This is a genomic window from Sulfitobacter marinus (genome assembly GCF_900116285.1).
GTDB classification, from domain to species: Bacteria; Pseudomonadota; Alphaproteobacteria; order Rhodobacterales; family Rhodobacteraceae; genus Sulfitobacter; species Sulfitobacter marinus.
In genome coordinates this window covers 111170-132803 of sequence record NZ_FPAJ01000004.1, presented here as the reverse complement: position 1 = coordinate 132803, position 21634 = coordinate 111170, and the positions used below count along the sequence as shown (strand labels likewise).

Annotated in this window: 19 protein-coding genes and 1 tRNA gene; 8 read left to right on the top strand and 12 right to left on the bottom strand. The window is 57.1% G+C overall.

All coding sequences use genetic code 11. The annotated features are described in order from the left end of the window. Nucleotides 1–28 precede the first annotated feature (28 nt). Complete coding sequence (locus tag BM347_RS12135) at nt 29–586, top strand: TlpA family protein disulfide reductase (RefSeq protein WP_425442464.1); 558 nt, start codon at nt 29–31, stop codon at nt 584–586. Between the two features lie 37 nt (nt 587–623). Here the strand turns inward: BM347_RS12135 and BM347_RS12130 are convergent, their stop codons facing one another. Together BM347_RS12130 and BM347_RS12125 are read right to left on the bottom strand one after the other, a co-directional pair. Next, nucleotides 624–1697: a Hint domain-containing protein gene (locus BM347_RS12130; protein WP_175498555.1), complete on the bottom strand. Its 1074-nt coding sequence runs from the start codon at nt 1695–1697 to the stop codon at nt 624–626. A 163-nt stretch (nt 1698–1860) separates the two neighbouring features. Continuing rightward, on the bottom strand, nt 1861–2778 hold the full coding sequence (locus BM347_RS12125) for a lipid A-modifier LpxR family protein (RefSeq protein ID WP_093916752.1): 918 nt from the start codon (nt 2776–2778) through the stop codon (nt 1861–1863). Nucleotides 2779–3001: 223 nt separating this feature from the next. On the opposite strand from BM347_RS12125, the gene BM347_RS12120 reads away from it, so the two are divergent. Then, nucleotides 3002–3526 (top strand): winged helix DNA-binding protein, encoded by a 525-nt coding sequence (locus tag BM347_RS12120; protein ID WP_093916751.1) that lies wholly within the window; start codon nt 3002–3004, stop codon nt 3524–3526. Here BM347_RS12120 and eda read toward each other — a convergent pair. Further along, nucleotides 3523–4164 (bottom strand): bifunctional 4-hydroxy-2-oxoglutarate aldolase/2-dehydro-3-deoxy-phosphogluconate aldolase, encoded by a 642-nt coding sequence (gene eda, locus BM347_RS12115; protein ID WP_093916750.1) that lies wholly within the window; start codon nt 4162–4164, stop codon nt 3523–3525. The two genes, BM347_RS12120 and eda, sit on opposite strands and share 4 nt — an antisense overlap. 21 nt (nt 4165–4185) lie before the next feature. Continuing rightward, nucleotides 4186–5985, bottom strand: coding sequence for a phosphogluconate dehydratase (gene edd / locus BM347_RS12110; protein WP_093916749.1), 1800 nt, complete (start codon nt 5983–5985; stop codon nt 4186–4188). 170 nt (nt 5986–6155) lie between these two features. Here edd and BM347_RS12105 point away from each other — a divergent pair, with 170 nt between their 5' ends. Beyond that, nucleotides 6156–7031 carry a glucosamine kinase nucleotide-binding domain-containing protein gene (locus BM347_RS12105; protein ID WP_093916748.1) on the top strand — a complete coding sequence of 292 codons (876 nt, stop codon included), beginning with the start codon at nt 6156–6158 and terminating at the stop codon, nt 7029–7031. Further along, nucleotides 7028–8158: an N-acetylglucosamine-6-phosphate deacetylase gene (nagA, locus tag BM347_RS12100; protein ID WP_093916747.1), complete on the top strand. Its 1131-nt coding sequence runs from the start codon at nt 7028–7030 to the stop codon at nt 8156–8158. The genes BM347_RS12105 and nagA overlap by 4 nt, the downstream gene beginning before the upstream one ends. Before the next feature lie 35 nt (nt 8159–8193). Here the strand turns inward: nagA and BM347_RS17775 are convergent, their stop codons facing one another. From BM347_RS17775 to BM347_RS12060, 7 genes are all read right to left on the bottom strand, one after another. After that, nucleotides 8194–8715, bottom strand: a complete 522-nt coding sequence (locus BM347_RS17775) for a UGSC family (seleno)protein (protein WP_281247854.1) — start codon at nt 8713–8715, stop codon at nt 8194–8196. Between the two features lie 24 nt (nt 8716–8739). After that, nucleotides 8740–10329: a TlpA family protein disulfide reductase gene (locus tag BM347_RS12085; protein ID WP_093916744.1), complete on the bottom strand. Its 1590-nt coding sequence runs from the start codon at nt 10327–10329 to the stop codon at nt 8740–8742. 63 nt (nt 10330–10392) lie between these two features. Beyond that, nucleotides 10393–10487: transfer RNA gene (locus tag BM347_RS12080), tRNA-Sec, on the bottom strand. A 41-nt stretch (nt 10488–10528) separates the two neighbouring features. Continuing rightward, nucleotides 10529–12415 carry a selenocysteine-specific translation elongation factor gene (selB, locus tag BM347_RS12075; protein ID WP_093916743.1) on the bottom strand — a complete coding sequence of 629 codons (1887 nt, stop codon included), beginning with the start codon at nt 12413–12415 and terminating at the stop codon, nt 10529–10531. Continuing rightward, a complete protein-coding gene (gene selA, locus BM347_RS12070) occupies nt 12412–13797 on the bottom strand; it encodes an L-seryl-tRNA(Sec) selenium transferase (RefSeq protein ID WP_093916742.1) in 1386 nt (461 codons plus the stop codon). The genes selB and selA overlap by 4 nt, the downstream gene beginning before the upstream one ends. Nucleotides 13798–13865: 68 nt before the next feature. Continuing rightward, on the bottom strand, nt 13866–14783 hold the full coding sequence (locus BM347_RS12065) for an MYG1 family protein (protein ID WP_093916741.1): 918 nt from the start codon (nt 14781–14783) through the stop codon (nt 13866–13868). Between the two features lie 105 nt (nt 14784–14888). Then, nucleotides 14889–15200: an ETC complex I subunit gene (locus BM347_RS12060; protein ID WP_093916740.1), complete on the bottom strand. Its 312-nt coding sequence runs from the start codon at nt 15198–15200 to the stop codon at nt 14889–14891. Nucleotides 15201–15338: 138 nt separating this feature from the next. Between BM347_RS12060 and BM347_RS12055 the strand changes: the two genes are divergently transcribed. The 4 genes from BM347_RS12055 to BM347_RS12040 all read left to right on the top strand — a co-directional run bounded on the left by BM347_RS12055 (nt 15339) and on the right by BM347_RS12040 (nt 19110). Next, nucleotides 15339–15623 carry an antifreeze protein gene (locus tag BM347_RS12055; protein ID WP_093916739.1) on the top strand — a complete coding sequence of 95 codons (285 nt, stop codon included), beginning with the start codon at nt 15339–15341 and terminating at the stop codon, nt 15621–15623. Nucleotides 15624–15710: 87 nt separating this feature from the next. Next, nucleotides 15711–17927, top strand: coding sequence for an excinuclease ABC subunit UvrB (gene uvrB / locus BM347_RS12050; protein ID WP_093916738.1), 2217 nt, complete (start codon nt 15711–15713; stop codon nt 17925–17927). A gap of 161 nt (nt 17928–18088) precedes the next feature. Beyond that, a complete protein-coding gene (locus tag BM347_RS12045) occupies nt 18089–18274 on the top strand; it encodes a PLDc N-terminal domain-containing protein (protein ID WP_093916737.1) in 186 nt (61 codons plus the stop codon). Between the two features lie 134 nt (nt 18275–18408). Then, nucleotides 18409–19110: a hypothetical protein gene (locus BM347_RS12040; protein ID WP_093916736.1), complete on the top strand. Its 702-nt coding sequence runs from the start codon at nt 18409–18411 to the stop codon at nt 19108–19110. 37 nt (nt 19111–19147) lie between these two features. Here BM347_RS12040 and BM347_RS12035 read toward each other — a convergent pair whose 3' ends face one another. Then, a complete protein-coding gene (locus tag BM347_RS12035; protein ID WP_093916735.1) occupies nt 19148–21436 on the bottom strand; it encodes a glycosyl hydrolase family 28-related protein in 2289 nt (762 codons plus the stop codon). Between the last annotated feature and the right edge of the window lie 198 nt (nt 21437–21634).

The window sequence follows — 21634 nt, the reverse complement described above, 5'->3', positions numbered from 1 at the left end:
ACCCCTCGGAGGGAAAATGAAAAAGATAATGTTCGCGCTCGTTTATACGGCCCTTTTGGCCGGTGCAAACCCCAGCTTTGCGCAAACAGCTGACATCGCCGCCTTGCGGGACGGCGACATGAAGAAATTGGTCGTGCATGACACCCCTGTGGCCACCTCAACCGTGGCCTTTGATCTGGCTGACAACGCGGGCAGCGCGACCTTGGAAGACTGGCACGGCAAATATGTGTTGCTGAATTTCTGGGCCACGTGGTGCGCGCCCTGCCGCAAGGAAATGCCCCAGCTTAATGCGTTGCAAAAAGAATTCGGCGGCGATGATTTTAGCGTGCTGACCCTTGCCACCGGCCGCAACTCACCCGAAGGGATCAAGCGGTTCTTTGAGGAAGCCGGCGTTGACAGCCTGCCCCGCCACCAAGACCCCAAACAGGCACTGGCCAGCCAGATGGGCGTCTTTGGCCTGCCGATCACAGTTATCCTTGACCCAGAGGGCCGCGAAATTGCGCGTCTGCGCGGCGATGCGGATTGGTCAAGCGACAGCGCCAAGGCGATTATCAAAGCGTTGATCGACAGCCGCGCGGACAGCTAAAGGGCTTCCGGGCAGCGGCATCGCAACCCAAGCCACCCTATGCCGCGTGCTGCAAAATCGCGGCTTCCGACATCGACAGGTTTCTGCGGGCATAGCGACCATAGCTTTGCGGGTCAGAGTTGAGGTCAGGGTAATGCGCGGCCAAACGTTCACGGTCCTTGGCATCCAAACTGTCCAGCGCCGCTGATACGGGGTGAAAGCTTTCAGTCTCCACACCGTTCGCCCACATGATCTGATGCTGATCCAGCAGCAGATGAATATAGGTCACTTCGCGCATATGCGCATCAATCGTAACGCTTGAGCCATTCACCAAATCCCGCGCCGTCACCAACACTTCGCTGGTGTTAAACAAGCTTTGGGCCGCATCCCCTGTGATCAACATGCGATGACTGGGCGAGACCACCAGATCCTGATCTGGACGGGCAAGCCCCAACGCATTGGCGTGAAAACGGACAGGGCGTAGCTGTGGCATCGAAAACAAGCGTGCGCCGCTCATCCGGCGGCTGCCGATCCAGCGCACCGGCTGCACACCGTTGTCCTTGGTCTGCACCAAATCGCCTTCTTTCAGATCTTCGATCTGCGCCATGCCATTGCCCGTCCGGATCACCGTGCCGGGCGTGAAACAGATCACACCGCCATTTTGCCGCGTGGCCTTGCCCAGTGACGTGGCGCTTAGGCTATGGTGCACGATCCACAGATCGCAATTGCGCGGGGGCATATCATCGATGAACATCAAAAGCGGCTGACGGCCTTCGCCGACGTCGATCAGCGTGACGGTATAGCTTTTGCCGCCATCGGTGACGACGAAACTATTATCCATCAAGTTGTGAAGGGAATCATCGCTGTAATCTGCACGCGCTTTCGGGGCGTCTTTGTCCAACGCTGCACCGACCAACCGGTGCACCATCCGTGCCGCGCGTTTGCGAAGTTTTTCTGCGCCGTCTGCCTGATCCAGTCGCAAAACATCAGATGGGCCGTCAACGCGTGTCGCATCGCCTCTCCATGCCCATGCGGCCCCTACCTCAAGGGATTGCACCGGCGCGGCTTCCAGCCCGTCTATCTCTGTTTGTGACCAGCTAATGACAAACATGCCTCGAAAGCCTGTTTTCATCACTGTTCTGCTGCCTCATCGTTTTTTTATTACCGCTAGAGTAGCAAACACAACGCGACATGCAAAGAGCGTAGCGGTCTAATTTTTGCAGGTTGTGTAAAAATACAAGGGCAACCACATTACGGCAGGTAAAGGTGAATTCACCATAGGTTGTGCGCTGATTTCAAAACGAGAAATTAATTCTCAGCGATCCAATGACCTGATCATCAGGCTGGGCTTCATATTCCTTTCCCAACCATGTCGCGCCGTAAAATATCGATGCTTTCTTGCCCTGCCAATGTACGCCCAGCCGAACCCGGTCGCGGTGATCCGTCAGCATATAACCACGGTTTTCCGGCAAGAATGTGCTTTCACTGACATATGCGAAATCGGCCCCCGCGACCACGGTATAGCCTTTGGCCTCGGCGTTCTGGATCACCTCATAGCGATGACCAGACGTGCTGTCGCGCACCATAAAGGCGTTTTTTGCAGCTGATCCGAATGTCACGTCAAAGCCGGCACGCATCATCGTTTCAACACCCGCTTGGCCTTGAATAAAGGGACGGAGCGTTTTGTTTTCGCCAATCGGGATTGTACGCGCGGCCTCAATCAGAACTGTGGGATGCAGGCCGTTTTCGATCTGATTGTCCAAGGTGCTCTCAGAGGCGGGCGGGTCACCAATCAATTCGTGTAATTCACGCTGAAAGCTGTCCAGACCGGTTTGCGGGCCAGTCACGTATAGCGATGCGCCAACTGCGTATTCGATATCCTTGGGTTTGAAATGCGTATGAATCCCCGCTGATATAGCCCCGGCCCAAGGCCGCGATCCGGACGCGGGGTTGGCCAGGTTTGCAGGTGCCAGCACCTCGCCGCCCAGACGCAGTTCGACCAGCTCGCCCAGTTTTTTGGGCAACGCGCCAGTCCATTCCGGGCCCCATACCCGCGATGACTGTACCGCGCCGGTCCGTTCCCGGTCTTGCAGGTCACCCAGATAGTCATTGGTGATCAGTCGCCCATAGCCCAGATACACGCGCCCTTCCGCGCTGCCGGACTGCGGCAGCGACAACAGTAAAATCGCGACGGCGGCTATAGCCTTAAGCATCTCTTACTCTCCTGTGTTGGCCCCGATGGGACAGAACAACCCAAAAAAATCATCACCAGATTCGAAGCTGTACGCTGGCAACCCGATATCACCTATCGTTGAAATGCGTCTATATTTGGACCACTTGTATTAAAATCAAATACCGTTGAGCGGCGGCCACATCATTGCAAAACGCAAGCAACTCGCTAACATAACGACAACAACAATCAGCTTTGGAAACCTCATGTCAGACGGACAATCACAACCTTCCCGCCGGATCGTATCCTCGCGCCACTTGGCCGAGGGTGAAGGATGGGAAGCATCCGAACTCGAATACGGGATGATCATTGCCTATAATGCTTTCAGCCGCTGGATGTCGCGCTGCATGGCGGCAGCGGGCAATTGTGATCTGACGCCTTTGGAAATTTTGGTTCTGCACAACACCAATCACCGGGGCCGGGAAAAGCGGCTGACCGATATCTGCTTTATGCTGAACATCGAGGACACGCATACGGTAAACTATGCCCTGCGAAAATTGCTCAAATCCGAATTGCTTGAGGCCGACAAGCGCGGAAAAGAGGTGTTTTATCGCACCTCAGCCACCGGTGTCGAACTGATCGAGGCCTATCGCGCCGTGCGCAATACCTGCCTGATCGACAATCTAAACCGCACCGATATGAAAGGCGATGATCTGCGGGATATCGCCGCCCATCTGCGCGCCATCTCCGGCCAATATGATCAGGCCAGCCGCGCGGCGGCGTCGCTTTAGCGGCCCAACTGGCTGGCAGCGCGGGCCAGTTTTGTGATCGCATCCCAGTCGCCAGCACGCACCAGCGCGTCAGGCGCGACCCAACTGCCGCCTGCACAAACAACATTCGGTAGTGACAGATAACTTTCCGCATTGGCCGTGCTAACCCCGCCCGTAGGGCAAAACCGGATTTGCGGCAGCGGCGACGCGAGCGATTTCAAAGCAGGTGCGCCTCCTGATGCTTCTGCCGGAAAGAACTTGAGCATGTCATAGCCACGCTCGAGCAGGCGCATCGCCTCGGACGCGGTGGCAGCACCGGGCAGCATCGCCAAATCCAGATCTTCGGCAGCTTGCAGCAAGGTATCGGTCGCCCCCGGCGAAACGCCGAAAGTCGCACCCGCATCAACAGCGCGCTTTACGTCGTCAGGGGTCAGCAATGTGCCCGCCCCTACTGCGCCGCCTTCGACCCTGGCCATTTCTGCGATCACGTCCAATGCCGCATCGGTGCGCAATGTCACCTCAAGCGCGGGTAGCCCTCCGGCGATCAACGCCTCGGCCAAGGGGCGGGCATGGGCCACCTCATGCACAACCAAAACCGGCACGATCGGGGCGAGTTTGCAGATGTCATAAGCAGCGGCACTTGCGGCTTGAGGGGTCATAGGGATGGTCCTTTGATCAATTCAAATGCTGCTGGCACCGGCATCTGCGGCCCCTACAGTTTTGCGGAAATTCGCGAACAGTTCGCGGCCTTGGCCGTATTCATTACCCGATAGGTCAGCAGTGGCAAGCGCGCGGTCCAGCGCGCCGGGCGTTGTGACCTCCAGCAGGCCATCACGGGCATCCACACGGATCATATCGCCGTCTTGGATGCGGGCAATCGGGCCACCATCCAACGCTTCGGGGCAGACATGGATCGCGCTAAGCACTTTGCCCGACGCGCCAGACATCCGCCCATCCGTGACCAGCGCCACCTTCAACCCCTTGGCTTGCAGGTTGGCCAGCACCGGCGTCAGGCTGTGCAGTTCGGGCATGCCGTTGGCTTTTGGCCCCTGAAAGCGGACAACCACGACGACATCGCTGGTGAACTCGCCATTCTTATAGGCCTCTTTCACCGCTTCTTGATCGTGGAACACCCGCGCAGGTGCTTCGACGATCCGGTGTTCAGGCTTAACCGCCGACACTTTGGTCACGGCATTGCCCAAGGACCCCGACAAGCGTTTTAGCCCGCCGGTCGGCTGGAAAGGGTCGCCCATGGGACGCAAGATTTTATCATTCAATGTCTCGGTCGGGCCAGAGACCCATTCAACCCCGCCGTCTTTCAGCTTGGGGTCTTGGGTATAGCGATCAAGCCCGTCACCGGCGATGGTTTTCACATCGTCATGCAGCAACCCGCCGCTGAGCAACTGACCAATCATATAGCCCAAACCACCGGCCGCATGGAAATGGTTCACGTCGGCCAAACCGTTTGGATAGACCCGCGCCAGCAGCGGGGTCACATCGGCCAGATCGGAAAAATCCTGCCAATCCAGAATGATCCCACCCGCGCGCGCCATCGCAACCAAGTGGATCAACAGGTTCGTCGACCCGCCCGTCGCATGCAGCCCCACGATGCCGTTAACATATGCCTTTTCATCCAAGACATCGCATACTGGCGTATAGCTGTTGCCCAAGTGGCTGATTGCCAAGGCCCGCTGCGTACCCGCAATCGTCAGGGCATCGCGGAGCGGCGTGTTCGGGTTCACAAAGGACGCACCCGGCAGGTGCAGACCCATGAACTCCATCAGCATCTGGTTGGTGTTGGCGGTGCCATAGAATGTGCAGGTGCCCGGCCCGTGATAGGCCGCCATTTCCGACGCCATCAGCTCTTCTCGGGTTGCATCGCCCGAGGCAAAGCGTTGACGCACTTCAGCCTTCGCATCGTTCGAGATGCCCGAGGTCATCGGACCTGCTGGCAAAAACACCGCTGGCAGATGCCCAAACGCCTGCGCTGCAATGACCAGCCCCGGCACAATCTTGTCGCAGACCCCCAGGTAAATCGCGGAATCGAATGTGTTGTGGCTTAGCCCGACGCCCGCTGCCATGGCGATGATGTCCCGCGAAAACAGGCTCAGTTCCATCCCCGCCGTCCCTTGGGTCACGCCGTCGCACATCGCGGGAACACCGCCCGCAACCTGTGCCGTCCCCCCCGCCGCGCGGGCCGCATCGCGGATCAGTTCGGGAAAGCGTTCAAACGGCTGATGTGCCGACAGCATGTCATTATAAGTGGTTATGATGCCGATGTTGCCCGCTGATTGCGTGGCCAGTGCGGCTTGGTCTGCGCCTGCGCCCGCATAGGCATGGGCCTGCCCGCTGCAAGACAGATGTGCCCGTGCCGGACCCGCCTCGGCCGCGCCATGCATACGGGCAAGATAGGCCTGACGGCCCGCGCCGCTTCTTTCGATGATGCGATCGGTGACGCGCGCGACGGTTTCATTCAGCATAATTATTTCCTCACTATCAATCTGGGCTGTCAAAGATAGGATTGCTCGATTAATGTTAGCGCTAACTTAACATCTAAATATGCAATTTGCAAATGGACTTGCTCGAACGCTTTTGCGCGAACCGAGAAAATATCCTTTCCCCCACAAAACAGGTATCTTAGACAAGCTCTATGATGGATCAACACCCCCCTTTTATCATTGGCGTCGATGGCGGTGGTACCGGCTGCCGCGTTGCGGTCGGCACAGCCCAAGACGGCATATTGGCCGAGGCCAAAGGCGGCCGCGCCAATGTCAGCACTAATTTTGACGAGGCGATCGCGCATATTATCGAAGCGACCCATGAGGCGGTAAAGGACGCGGGCCAAGACGCCGCGCAAATCAATCATGCCGTTGCCCATCTGGGGCTGGCAGGCTTTACGGGGCCGGACATTGGCAAACGTGTTGCAGACGCGCTGCCCTTTGGCAAAAGCGTGGTAACCGAAGACACGACCACCACAATCGTCGGGGCTATCGGTGCGGAAGACGGATATGTTCTGGCGCTCGGGACCGGCACGATCATTGCGCGGCAACGTGATCAGGCGCAGACCTGCATTGGCGGCTGGTGTTATCAGGTGTCTGATCAAGCGTCTGGCGCTTGGCTGGGACATGGCGCATTGGAACAGACGTTGCTGGCCGTCGATGGTATCGTCCCGACGAGTGCCCTGTCGGATCGTATGTTGGCCAAATTTGGCGGCGCGGCTGGCATCGTGCAATTCAGCCTCAAGGCGCGGCCCGGCGATTTCGGCACCCTTGCCCCCGACGTGGTAGAAACCGCAGCGGCGGGTGATCCGATTGGCACAATGCTGATGCAGCGCGGCGCGGATTACCTGCAAAACGCGCTTGCGGCTCTGGAATACCAGACGAACGATCTGCTCTGTCTGGCAGGCGGGGTCGGGCCGCATTATGCGCCCTATTTACCCGCCCAGACGACCGTCAATCTGGCTCCTGCAAAAGGGCGTGCTGTCGATGGTGCCTTTGCCCTCGCCAAAAGCGCAGCGGCGCAATGACCCAAGCGCGGTCGGCCTATATCGGCGCGCGTATTTTCGACGGTGCGGCCCTATGGAACGACCATGCGTTGTTGGTGTTGCCGAATGGCGAAACGCGCATCATCGCACCTCAAGACCTGCCAAGAGATTGCCCGACACACAGCTTAGATAGCGGAATACTGCTGTCAGGGTTTGTGGACCTACAGGTCAATGGCGGTGGCGGTGTGATGTTCAATGACGCGCCGAGCGTACAAACCCTTGCCACCATTGCAGCGGCGCATCGTGGGCTGGGCACGGCATCGTTCCTGCCCACGTTAATTACCGACACGCCCACCCAAACTGCCGCAGCGATCAAGGCCGTTACGGACGCGGTTGACCAACGCATCCCCGGCATCGCGGGCCTGCACCTCGAGGGGCCACATCTGAGCGTGGCACGCAAAGGCGCGCATGACGGCACCCTGATCCGCCCCATGCAGGACAGCGATCTACGCATGCTTTTGGATGCAGCCGACCATATTCCCAATCTGATGGTCACCGTCGCCCCCGAAAACGTAACCAAAATGCAGATCAGGGCGCTGGCGGGTGCCGGGATCATCGTATCGCTGGGCCACAGCGATTGTGATTACGATACGGCCATGGCGGCCTTTGACACAGGCGCACGCTGCGCCACCCACCTGTTCAACGCAATGAGCCAAGCGCAAGCCCGCGCGCCCGGTCTGGTGGGTGCTGCGCTTAGCCACCCAATGGCGGCCTGCGGACTGATTGCCGATGGTGTGCATGTGCATCCCGCGATGATCCGTACTGCATTAGCCTCAAAAACCGGGCAAAACGATATCTTCCTTGTGACCGACGCCATGGCGACGGCGGGGTCAGACATCACCAGCTTTCAGTTGAACGGCCGTGAAATCCTACGCAAGGATGGTAGGCTCACACTAGCGGACGGCACCCTTGCCGGTGCTGACCTGACAATGCCGCAGGCGATCCGCGTAATGGTTGAGGACGTCAAAGAGCCGCTTGAAAAGGCATTGGCACGCGCAACCACGATCCCTGCTGGGATGTTGCGCAGCCCGCCCTCGCGTAATCACGCCAATGATATGCTGTGGCTCAGCCCAGACATGACCGAGACGGGCTGGATCGCAGAACTGTAAAAGCGGCCCAAGGTTTCCCCTGCGCCGCCTTAATTTCACTTTTCGCGCAACGCTGCCATGATCTGATCATAGGCTTCGCGCGCTTTGATGCGCATTTCATCATCGGTAGCATCCTGAATAGGATGCGGCACCAAGACATATCGCGCGCCTTCCATACCAAGCGCCTTGCGCTGTGTTTCAGCAGCTTGGCCAAATGCGCTTGAGGCGACAGAAACGGATGGGATCCCCTGGATTTCAAACCAGACTGTATCGTGCATACTGCACGTGGTACATGATCCTCAGTCCGCCAATGCCTCTACCAAGAAATCGCATTCATCGCGAATTTGATGGCGCAATGCGTCAGGGCATGGCTTGGCGAATGTCGGCTTGGTATAGCGCCGGATTTCTACGCCGGGCGCGCCTTCTGCCAGCAAACGGTCCAACTCATCCAGCAGGATATTGCCGCGTGGCTTACTGATGTTCAGCAACCCCACAACCCCCTGCACAGACCCCGTTCGTTCGGCAATCTGACGCGCGACCGGGATGCGTTCATCCGTCGGGTCGAGAATTATTGTCATTCATGTCCTCCTCTTACTCCTATGTTATCCCAGATCGATCTTTCTGGAAACGGAAATTGACCCCACAGCCCCCGTGGCCCAGCCATGAAAGACCGACGAAAACTTGCCTGCATCGCCGCCTGCGGCAACGATGTGGATATATTCTTTGCCTGCGAATTTCGGGGCGAGCTTGGCCAGTTTTTCCGGATCCATCTTCTTGGCATCAGCAACGGGAATCCCCGCGCCCGAATGATCGTCCTGCACCATTTCGCTTAGGGGTCGGGATGTGACCTCTTGAATGCGATCCCGCAGACGGTCTTTGGAATATTCCCCATCAACGGTCAGCGTGTTGATATGCTCGGGGCACACGACCAGCAGCGCGTCGATGGGCAGGTTATGCAGCTTGGGCATGAACACCCCTTCGAGCCCCTGCCCCAAGGACCCTGCAATCTGATCCGGTTTACGCGATGTCTGGTCGACGATATGCACAGGGCCGCCCGTCATCGCAAAAACGGTCACAACGGAATCGTCTGCCTTGAAGCCCCGTTCAACATGCAGCGGATCCCACGGCGACACGGCCTCATTCTCGGCAAAGCACATGGTGTATTTCATCGGGTTGCCAAGCGTTGACCGTTCAACGCCCCCCGTCGTCGCCCCGCCGACATTGCGGATCACCAACCGCAACGCGCGCCCGATTGTGGCGTTGGCACGGTTACCCGCCCCCATCGCGCCAAGGCCCGCGTTCATGCCGATCTTGTCCACCACAGGCCCGTTCACAATCACAACCGTGGCCGCCCCCATTGTGGTTGCTGTGACCCCGTGGATGTTGAATTCATCGGTGCAAACGGCCTCGACTGCGGCAATTACCACGGGCAGATATTCCGGTTTGCAGCCGGCCATCACCGCATTGATCGCGATTTTTTCGACCGTGCCAACACCCATGTTCGGGGGCACGGTTGCCACCAAGTCTTGCGGGTCGCGGTGGGTGCCTGCAAGCATCCGCATCACCCGTTCAGGTGTCGGCGGCACCAGTGGCAAACCATCCGAAAACCCCTGATCGAACATAAACTCGGCCACATCATCACCGCTGGCGACCTCTACCTTGCGGGCACGCAAAACGCTGCCGTCCGCTTCGGCGCGCAGCTTGTCGTAAATCTCGGGGTCAAAGTGTTTTGATCCGCAACCGGGCCGCCACGCGGGCAAGCTATCCCAATCGATTTGCGCAACGGGTTGGCGTGTTTCAATGGTAATCTGATCGGACAGGGCCTGCCAGTCGTCACGCACGAACCCTTCGAATTTGGTGACGACATTGCCATCTGCATCAATCCAGAACACGGCAGGCACAATTTCGATATCCCAATCAAAAGACACCTTGCATCCTGCATCACCCAACACGGGCATTGTCAGGCCGTGACGCTGCGCAAAATCTGCGTTTTTATCGCCGGATTGCCCCAGCGCGACCATATTGATGCCGCCGCCATAGGCCTTGAAAAGCCCCTCAAGAACCGGGCCTGCGATGTTGCAGGTTTCGCAATCGTCTTTCACGAAACACACCAGGCTTGGGCCTGTGCCGTCAAAAACGTAGGGTGTCCCGTCAAGATTACTAAGTGTGAAAGCCCGCGCTGCATCGATCATCTGCCACCCTCCCAAGTATGCATTTGCACATTGATGGAGGTTTGGGGCGAATGTCCAGAAACTTGGCGGAGGTGGATGGGAATCGAACCCACCACGCGCCTTGTCGACGCGTCCATGGTTTTGAAGACCAGGGAAGCCACCAGACTCCAGTCACCTCCGTTTGGGCGGACCCTAGCGGCAGGCGCGGGTGGGTGAAAGATCAATCGGCAGGCCCAGCCATCACGCGCAGGTCTCCATCACGCTGCGTCACTTTTGCGGCGTCAAAATATTCAAGCAGCGGGACGATGAATTTACGGCTGGTGTTCAACGCCTCGCGTGCTTGGCTGGTGGTAAACCGCGTCGGGGGCGGGAATACCTCGCGCAAGGCATGCGCTGCATCCGAGACCGATGCCGTATGAAAGACCAGCTGCTGGTTCAAACCCACATTGACCATTGCAACGGCTGACTGACTGGCAATCAACACCTCGACCAGATCCGCGTCCTCATTGGATTGCACAATCTCGCTTAGGCCGGGCGGGGTGGTCCCTCCGTCCCTTAGCTGCGTTTCAATCTCGACCATCCGGTCTTTTTGCAGCGGCGTCATGACCGCAGCAGGATCATAGCTGGCCAGCCCTATCTGACCTTCGGCGATGCGGATGTCCTCTGACACGGCCAAGCTATTTTCCACGAATTGGCCCAGCAAGGGCGATAGGGCACGGTTCATCATTTCACCGCGCGGAGCATAGCGTTTCAGCGGATGCGCCGCGTGAAAGGCTTTCAGTTTTGCGAGTAGATCGTTTTGCGCATCCGCGATCGCTTGAGCCGGGGCAATTTCTCCCCTTCCGATCACCTCGAATGCGGTACCCAGGTCGGATAACACACGCGCCTCGCTTTGCTGCGCAATCCGGGCGGCGTAAGCCAGCATCGCGCTGCCCCGCCCCTGCGCACAAAGCGCATGGGCGATTGCAAGGACATCACCGCCAGAGGTCGCCTGCATCACCGCCAACCGCTTTTTATCACCGGACTTCACGCCGGTTGAGAACGGATCAAGGATCACAGCGCCGCCAATCGTATCCGCAGGTGACAAGCTGCGAACGATCATCCGCTGACCGGCATACCCCGTGACTGGTTTGCCAAAACGTAACTGCGCGAATGCAGCGCATCCTTGCTCGACCTGCCCCCCGCCCATCAGCCGCAGGGTCGCCACGGCATGTGTCGTGCCAAAAAGTACCCGAACGTCGGACATATGCTTGACCGGTTTCGGCGCGTCCGGCAGCAGCGTCAGTTCCACATCCATGCAAGAGCTTGGCGCGCATAGACCACCTGCTGCCAGAACATCGCCGCGCGTAATCTCCTCGGCCGCGATGCCACGAAGATTGACCGCTGTGCGTTCCCCATGGGTCACCCGTTCCCTTGCAGCACCGCGCGATTGCAGGCCGCGGATCGTTACGGGTCGGTTGTGCGGGTGCAAGGTGATCGCGTCGGACACAGCCAGATCACCACCCAGCAACGTGCCAGTCACAACAGTTCCCATACCCTGCACCGTGAAAACGCGATCGACGGGCAGAAAACTTGCGGAATGGCTTTGCGTCTTCGGAACCTCAGCCAAGAGCCGTTTCAGCCGGTGATGCAGGGACTGAATGCCCGCTTCTGAATCCGCAGCAACAGGGATTATCGGCACGTCCCCCAGACCCAAACCGTTCAGCCCATCGCGGATTGTTGCAAGCCCCGCGTTCAGATCACCGGCGTTCTGAACATCGCATTTCGTCACAGCCACGAACCGGACGGGGACACCCAGCAGCTTCGCGATGCGTAAATGTTCAAGTGTTTGGGCCGCGATGCCATCGACAGCGGAAACCACCAGCAGCGCCGCCTGTGCGCCCGTGGCCCCTGCGACCATCGCACGGATAAAATCCTCGTGGCCCGGCGCATCGATCAGGTCAACGATGCCAGATGGGTAACGACAATAAGCAAAGCCCAGATTGATCGACAGCCCGCGTTGCTTTTCCTGCGCCAAGGTGTCGGTTTCCATACCCGTCAACCGGCGCACCAGCGTGGTTTTCCCGTGATCCACATGGCCGATCACGATGACGCAGGCAGAGGTCATTTCGCGTGCGCTTGGCCGATGGCATCGACGACCAGCGGCAGCTCTGCATCCGTCACCGTGCGCATATCCAGCAAAATCTGATCTTGGTGAATGCGGCCGATCACCGGCACCGGCGCATGGCGCAATGCATCGGCCAAGGCGTCTGCCGTCATGTCAGAATGGGCAATGCTGACCGCAAAGCTTTGCAGCCCTTGTTGCGGCAGCGACCCGCCCCCGACAAAGGCGTCAGATGGCATGACCGAGGTGGCAACCAGACCGTCTAGCAGCCCCGCCAGCACATCGGCTCGCGCCTGCACATCAGTCAATGGTTCTGACAGCATCTTGAGGACGGGAATGGTATCGAAGGGATCATGCGGCGCGCGGTACAAACGCAACGTTGCCTCGAGCGCGGCGAGGGACAGCTTGTCGATCCGCAAGGCCCGCAGCAAGGGATGCGACCGGAGTTTTGCAATCACATCCGCCTTGCCCGCGATAATACCGGCTTGGGGTCCGCCCAGCAATTTGTCGCCGGAGAACATCACAACATCCACGCCAGCTTTTAGAATATCAGCAACAACGGGTTCGTCCGTCATCCCATAAGGCGACAGATCGAACAGGACACCGCTGCCCAAATCCTCCATCAAAATCAGGTTCCGGTCTTGGGCCAGTTTGGCCAGATCGCGCCGGTCCGGGGCCGAGGTAAAGCCGACGATCTTGAAATTGCTGGTGTGGCTTTTCAGCAGAACGGCAGTGTTATCATCAATGGCATCGGCATAGTCGCTTAGGCGGGTTTTGTTGGTCGCACCGACTTCGCGTAGAATGGCCCCGCTTTGCGCGATCACATCGGGCAGCCGGAACGATCCGCCGATCTCGATCAGCTCGCCCCGCGAGGCGACAACCGTGCGCCCCATCGCCGTGCCCATCAGTCCCAACACAACGGCAGCTGCGCAATTGTTTACGATCAACGCGGCCTCAGCGCCTGTCAGTTCACAAATCAGCGCCTCCGCATGATCATAGCGCGATCCGCGTTTGCCGGTGGTCAGGTTCAGCTCGAGGTTTGAAGCGTTGAGCCCCACATCGTGCATGGCATCAATCGCTTGCGGCGCAAGGCGGGCGCGGCCCAAATTGGTGTGGATGATAATACCCGTCGCATTGACCACGGCGCGCAGGTTCATCCGCCGCTCTTGCTTGATCACCTTCCGCAGGCTGTCGGCAAAGGCATCTTCCGCGAAATCAGGAAGCTGCACCGGATCGCCCTTGGTGATCGTATGGCGCAAGTTGCCCAAGGTCAGGCGCAGGGCGGTGACGGTTTCATCACGGCTATATGCATCGACCAATGCGCCTATTGTGGGATAGGCTAGCATCGCCTCGATCTGGGGCAGTTGTCTAAGTTGATCGTTCACGCAAGCCCCCGCCCTTTGATGCCGCTCAGTCTATCCCGGTGGCGGGTAAGGGCAAGGCAGATCAAAAGTTACATCGCGTTCAGGACCGCCAGATCAGCCATCTCAAGTGCGGCTTCGCGTGTGGATGCAACGGCGATGAACAGACCATTGTGGCAGAACTTCGCACCTTTGACGCCGCAAGCGGCCTCTAGCGCATCATCCGTCAGACCGGCCCATGCGGCGGGCAAATCGGCGCGCTGCTCGAACCCGTCGCCGCTCAGGCGAATGCCGGTGATCGCCCAATCGCTTTCTCTGGGGTGGACGACAAAGAGCAAATGATCGGCCCCGGCTGTCTCAATCGCTTTGCGGAATGGCATACCCATGGGCAGTTCCAACACGCGCGATTGACCTGCTTGCGCAATCGCGTCCAGCACAACGGCCTCGGCACGGCGCTTGGCTGCTTTGCCTGCAATCGACCCTTCGATAAAGGCGCGGGCGATGGGCAGGGCGGCAGCAAAAGCGTGATCATCGGCATCCGGGCTGCGGTCGTCAAAGACGGGTTTGAGCGTACCCAAAAGCGCGGGCAAGGTCAGACCGGCAAGCTGCCCAGCAGTTACAGGGGCCAGATCACCGTTGTCCACCAGATCAATCGGCAGAACAAACCCGTTGTCAAAACTGCTATGGATATCTTCGATATCAGCGTCAGGCACACCAAAGTCGCGCAGATAATCGCGCCCGTAATGTGCCCAGATCAGCCCGAATGAACTATAGGGCTGGCCATCTTCGCGCAGGGGATTGGGGCGTTGGTGGTGATCGAATATTTGCGCATCAGCATCATATTCGCGACCAACGTCATAGATGATCTTATCCGGCGCGGCTGTGGTCCACGCCGCATCACGGCTGCGCACCAATTCAGCCTTCGGAAACAGACGCGTCAGAATGACGGAGGACAGCAATTCATCAGCATGAAAACCGCCGGAATGCGTAACAAGATGGGTAATGGTCATGGGCGGCCTTTAAAGTAATACGCTAAACAGCGGCTGAAAAAAGCAAGACGCCACCCGATGGGAAGCGTCTGAGGCATGGTTCATTTGTAAATATAGGAGCAGAAGTTAGTGGGTCCAGGCTCCGCGGCGGGCTGTGGCAAAATTCTCGCCATAACCACCGGGGCGAATGTTTGAGCGACGTTTGTGCGGCTCTTGCACGACAGCGTCGATACCGTGATCACGCGCATATTCAACGGCTTCTTCTTTGGTATCAAACCGCAGTTTCACCTGCGTTTGCGTGTCATGGGACGATGTCCACCCCATCAACGGATCAATCTCGCGCGCATTTTCCTGATCAAACTCAAGCAGCCAAACGTGCGTTTTGGCTGTGCCAGATGACATTGCTGTTCGTGCTGGTTGGTAGATGCGAGCGCGCATGGGTAATTCTCCGCTTTGGTGGCGTACGTATCGGACATTTAGTCCTAGGTATCAAGTTATCACTGGCATTTGTAAATAAAACACCTTGCAAATGCTGCGTTGCAGCATACTTTAGCACCAGCGCATCGGAGCACCTGCATGAACCCCCTGAACTTATTTGCCCTTAATGCTCAATTTGCATCGCTTTGGGTTGATACGCAGACCGTGATGACCCTGCGCATTCTGGGGATGGCAGGGTTAATGCCTCATGCCAGCGGCGAAAATTCACGGATGGTCAAAGAAAAAGGCCCCGCAATGGCCCAAGCGTATAAATCCGCGACCAAGGCCGCGATGGCGGGGGGCCGCCCCGATCAGATCATGACGGCTGCCATGGCACCCGTAAGCAAAAAGGTTCGCGCCAACCGCAAACGCCTCACAAAATAAGAGGTTTCTGACCGCTTCGTGCGGCTGCCTCTTGAACCTGCGCGAAAACATGACACCTTAGGGGGCGACCCCCAAAGGACTGTACTTATGGCCTACGCCCACTCTGACAGCTTGCCAGAACGCAAGCTACCGATGTTATCAAACCCCGCACCCGATGTGCGTGACCGCCTCAAGCTTGAAGGCGGCAAAAAGTTTGTATTGGCAACGGAATTTGACCCCGCAGGCGATCAGCCTACGGCGATCAAGGAATTGTCCGAAGGCGTACTAGCAGGCGAGCGCGATCAGGTGCTGCTGGGGGCAACCGGTACAGGCAAGACTTTCACGATGGCCAAAGTCATCGAAGAAACGCAGCGCCCGGCCATTATTCTGGCCCCCAACAAGACATTGGCCGCGCAGCTATACGGCGAATTCAAAGGATTCTTTCCCGACAACGCCGTCGAATACTTCGTCAGCTACTATGACTACTACCAGCCCGAGGCCTATGTGGCGCGGTCTGACACGTTCATCGAAAAAGAATCGCAAATCAACGAACAGATCGACCGGATGCGCCACTCGGCCACGCGGTCACTGCTTGAGCGCGATGACGTGATCATCATCGCGTCGGTGTCGTGTATCTATGGTATCGGGTCTGTCGAAACATACGGTGCGATGACCCAAGATATTAAGGTCGGCGCATCCTATGACCAGCGCAAGGTCATCGCCGATTTGATCGCCCAAGCCTACAAACGCAATGATGCCGCGTTCCAGCGCGGTACATTCCGGGTGCGCGGCGATTCGCTCGAGATTTTTCCGGCTCACCTTGAGGACCGCGCTTGGCGGCTGTCCTTCTTTGGCGAGGAGTTGGAAAGCATCACCGAATTCGACCCGCTGACGGGGGAAAAGACTGGCAGTTTCGACCAAATTCGCGTCTACGCCAACAGCCACTATGTGACGCCGAAGCCCACGATGAATCAGGCCATCATCGGCATCAAGAAAGAGCTGCGGATGCGGCTGGATCAGCTTGTAGCCGAAGGTAAATTGCTTGAGGCGCAGCGGCTTGAGCAGCGGTGTAATTTCGACATCGAGATGTTGGAAGCCACGGGCGTCTGTAACGGTATCGAAAACTATTCGCGCTATCTGACGGGCCGGGCACCGGGCGAACCGCCCCCCACATTGTTCGAATTCATCCCCGATAATGCGATTGTATTTGCAGACGAAAGCCACGTTTCGGTGCCGCAGATCGGCGGGATGTACAAAGGCGACTATCGGCGCAAATTCACGCTGGCTGAGCACGGGTTCCGCCTGCCGTCTTGCATGGATAACCGCCCCCTCAAGTTCGAGGAATGGGATGCCATGCGTCCGCAATCGGTGTTCGTATCCGCCACCCCCGCCGCGTGGGAAATTGAACAAACCGGTGGTGTATTTACCGAACAAATCATTCGTCCCACCGGCCTGATTGACCCCAAGATCGAAATTCGCCCCGTTGAAATGCAGGTCGATGATCTGTTGGACGAGGTGCGCAAGGTCGCGGCTGACGGGTTCCGGACGCTTTGCACGGTTCTGACCAAACGCATGGCCGAGGATTTGACCGAGTACATGCACGAGCAGGGCATTCGCGTGCGCTATATGCACAGCGATATCGACACGATTGAACGTATCGAGATCCTGCGCGATCTGCGTTTGGGCGCATTTGACGTGCTAATCGGCATCAATCTTCTGCGCGAGGGCTTGGACATTCCCGAATGTGGGCTGGTCGCCATTCTGGACGCCGACAAAGAGGGTTTCTTGCGCTCTGAGACGTCATTGATCCAGACCATCGGCCGCGCGGCGCGCAATGCCGATGGGCGCGTGATCATGTATGCCGATCGCATCACCGGTTCGATGGGGCGCGCAATCGGCGAAACAGACCGGCGCCGCGCTAAACAGGTCGCCTATAACGAAGAACACGGCATCACCCCCACCACGGTCAAAAAGAACGTCGAAGACATTTTGGCCGGCCTCTACAAGGGCGATGTGGACATGAGCCGCGTAACCGCCAAGATCGACAACCCCTTGGCTGGTGGCAACTTGCAGACCGTTCTGGATGGGCTGCGCACCGATATGCGCAAGGCCGCCGAAAATCTGGAGTTCGAAGAAGCTGCGCGTTTACGTGACGAGGTGAAACGGCTTGAGGCTGTCGATCTAGCGATTGCAGACGACCCGATGGCGCGGCAATATGCGGTGGATAAGGCCGTTGACGATGCACAAAAAGCGTCGGGGCGATCAACCGGCGGACGGGGCGGTATGCGCGGCGGCAAATCCAGATATGGCGGCAAAAAACGTTAATACGTTAAGGCCGTATCGCACCGGGCGGCGTTATATCTGCCCCTGATTTTGGCGAGCGGGCGCGTCTGCTCGCTAAAAATTGAAGTTCTTTTTGTGAGAATTGGAACGAATTCATCCTTTTGGCAGTTGACTACCCAGAGCAACTCACAAGGAGAACAGCAATGGAATATGGCATTCTAGGCCTCATCATCTTGATCGCTGACATTTATGCGATCGTCAAAGTCATCGGCTCCGGTGCGTCAACGCTGGCAAAAATCCTCTGGATCGTCGGCATTCTGGTATTCCCAGTGGTTGGCTTTATCGTATGGCTGCTTGCCGGCCCACGCGGTGGCACGATCAACGTCTAATTCTACGTGACGTGACGAATAGGGTCTGCAGTTCATTCTGCAGGCCCTTTTCTTTTGGACAATCCATTTAAAACCGTAAGCAATTTGTTAAGCACAATTGAGCATGTTTTCCCCGAAAGGGCGGTGCTTCAGACATGCTTTGTATCTTAGCGATTGTGTTAGTTTTTCTCAGCACCTCACCCGCAAATGCTGGCGCGTGGATGCGCGAAAAGGGCAGCGGATATTCATCGACGACACTCAGCGCCACGCTTTTACAGGATTTCTCAGAGAGCACATACCTTGAGTATGGCGTAAGTGACCGCCTGACGCTGGGTGCCGAATCCAATTTTTATGCATTTGCAAACGGGGTTCAGTCAGGGACTGCAATGATATTTCTGCGTCGTCCTATCGGCAGGCGCGACCGGCCAAGTGTTTGGGCCTATGAACTGGGTATAGGGGCCGCGTGGTCCGGTGACATCGTACGTCCCAATTTCCGGGCCGGGATTTCGTGGGGGCGTGGGTATCAGCTTGGGCGATTAAGCGGATGGATGACGGTTGATGCATCGCTTTTCATCGATACTTACTATTACTACGAGGATCACGCTTATAAAATTTATGCGGAGCAGATTGTGAAAATCGACAGCACCATTGGCCTGAACTTCAATGATCGAATAGCTGGGATGGTACAGGTTTTTCACGCAGCAGCACCTGATACCCGTGCAACGTCTATCGCGCCTTCGCTGGTGTTCAAACCGCTCAAAAACAGACCAGAGAACAGGCTGCAACTTGGCGTAGAAACCCAACTTGGTAACTCTGATAATTCGGCTTTCAAAATTTCATTCTGGAGAGATCTTTAGGACCCTTCGCGATATTACTGCGAAAGGCCCCGCCGCGTTAACGTTTGTCCATGCGTGCCTGCAAGAAGATGGAGCCCTTGACGCTGGTGTTCCAAACAAGGTTCAGCAAATCGCGGTTCGGGCCTTGGTCGGTCAGCACATAAGGTGTCGTGAACTGCGCCGCATTTGATGCATTCCGTATTGGCCCGTCCATCGTGATGCTATCCACAGCAATCGCCCACCCCCCAAAGGGGAAGCGTTGGGAAATATCTACCGTCCAGTTCTGCGATCTGCTGGATTGCGTATGCTCGACGAGCACGGGGTTTGCCACGGGATAGCTCACGCCGTGAAACGAATTGCCGGACATTTCAATATTACGCATGCGTGAAAAATCCATGTCGGCAAAGCTGGTATCGATCCGTTCGACCCGTTCGATCCAGCCATTAAGACTGCGGAACCGGTTATCGTTAATCGTTAGACCGTTGATCACATGCCCCGATCCGTGCGGCTTGATCACGATATAGCTAAACCACGGCGCGACCTCGCCCGACAGGAAAATATTCCCGGTGATCCCCAACGAACTAAATGAATACTCGTTGCTGTAATCCGGTGCCGGATCTTGCTCATTCGTCCATTCAATAAAACAGTTGTCGATATAGTTGCCCTGAACCACTGACGCCGTGTGTTGTGCGGCAAGGATCAACCCCGCAGAACGGATACCATTGGTTACCGTATCCCCTTGGAAAAAGTGATTGCCGGTGATGATGTTATTCTGTCCTGCCACCAGCGCAAAATGCCTGAACCGCGTGGCCCGGTTATCGCGAATTTTCACATCGTTAGCGTTACAGTTGAGCGCGATGGTGGTGCGGTCTGCAACGTTCAAACTGTCTTCTGATGACAAGAACTGACACCGGTCGATAAACATACCCTGACAACCGCCGCCAATTGATGTGACACCTCGATCTTTCGGACGCGAAACAAAACAATCGCGCATATGGAATGTGATCCCCGAGGGCGCAAGGTTCACGCCGCTTGCCACGTTGTTGCACTGGATTTCGATGTCAGACAGCACAAATTTGCTCAGCGATCCGTAGTTGCTGAAATCCAGCATGTATTGGAACCGCGAAAAGCTGTAGTTCTGCGTGCCGGCAGCATCATAAAGTGGCGAGTTCAGGGTGATCTCTTTGCTGGCCACGTTTTTTGACCGCACATAGATTTCACGCCCGACACCGGCCCCCGATACCAGCGCACCGACCGGCACATTCGCAATATTGGTGACATTGGTCAGTTTACGCGCTTGTGACGGCGAGTATGTCGCGTTCGAGGTCACAGTGACCGTATCCCAGTCACCTCCGCTGGCCGCCTCTAGCTGACCATTGCGAATAACCCGGCGTGTGGCATAGCTTGTCCGTTCGGGTGTGGCCGCCTGCATATCAATCGGACCGGTCACATAAACCTTGCGACCACCCATATCCAAAGATTCATGATCGGCATTGTTCAAGAGCGCCTGATAGGCCTTACGAAAGGCAATTTCCTCATTCTCGAAAGCGTCAATATAGTTTGGCAAATCGAAATTGCGGCGCAGCTGTAAAATCGCATTTGCGGGCATGGTAACTTTGCCCTCGAACCGGGTTTCGGCGTCAAAAGTGACATCCCCGTTCAGCAAATACGTCCCCTTTGAGATCAACACCTGCCGACCGTCCGACGCCGCATTTGCCGCATTAAAGGCAGCAGTATCATCGGTAACGCCGTCACCAACAGCACCAAAATCACGCACATCAACTTGCGCCATCATATTAACCACGAACGCACTTGTAATATCTTCGATTTGAAGATCATCGATGCGCACCACACCGCCATTCTGACCTGTTAGATCAAGGCCGAAATGCCCGTAAACCGGTTCGGTCCCCCACGGCATGTCCACGCCATTGCGCTGGCCAGATCCGACAATTGCGCTGACCTCAACAACCTCACCATAGCTGGAAAGCTGCACAGATGATCCGACTTCCGTCAATCCGCCCACGCGGCTGCCATTGCCAAGCGCGGGGTACCCCGCGATCCGCACGGAGGGTAGGTTGCCACTGATCGCTTTGACCTTGGCCGTAATGCGCAGATAGCACCCCGGTAACAACGGTGTTTGCCCCATATAGCGCAGCTTCTGAGTGCTTTGCGTCTTTATCAGCTCTAGCGCGCCCCCAAAATCCTGATCGGCGGGGATGAACGCCGCGTTGATCGCAGTGGCATAGGTATCCGAACCTACCGTGCCATCCCCGCGTGAATACACATCCAATCCGTTTGCAAAGATTGCTGGTGTCAGGACAAGTCCGTCCGTAATCGCCTTGTTCATCGCTATCCCCTTTCGGGCACCGCGGCATATGCACAGCGGCCCCTCTGTTGCGTAACCCCGGCGATATGCCGGCATGCGCAGTTGGATAGTTACGGTTCGTTAACCGGTGCTGAGGCGACCGAACGCTGAAAACAAAAAATGCGCCGCTTGCGACACCATAAAAGGCAGCAAGCGACGTATTATTCCTGGGATCGTAAG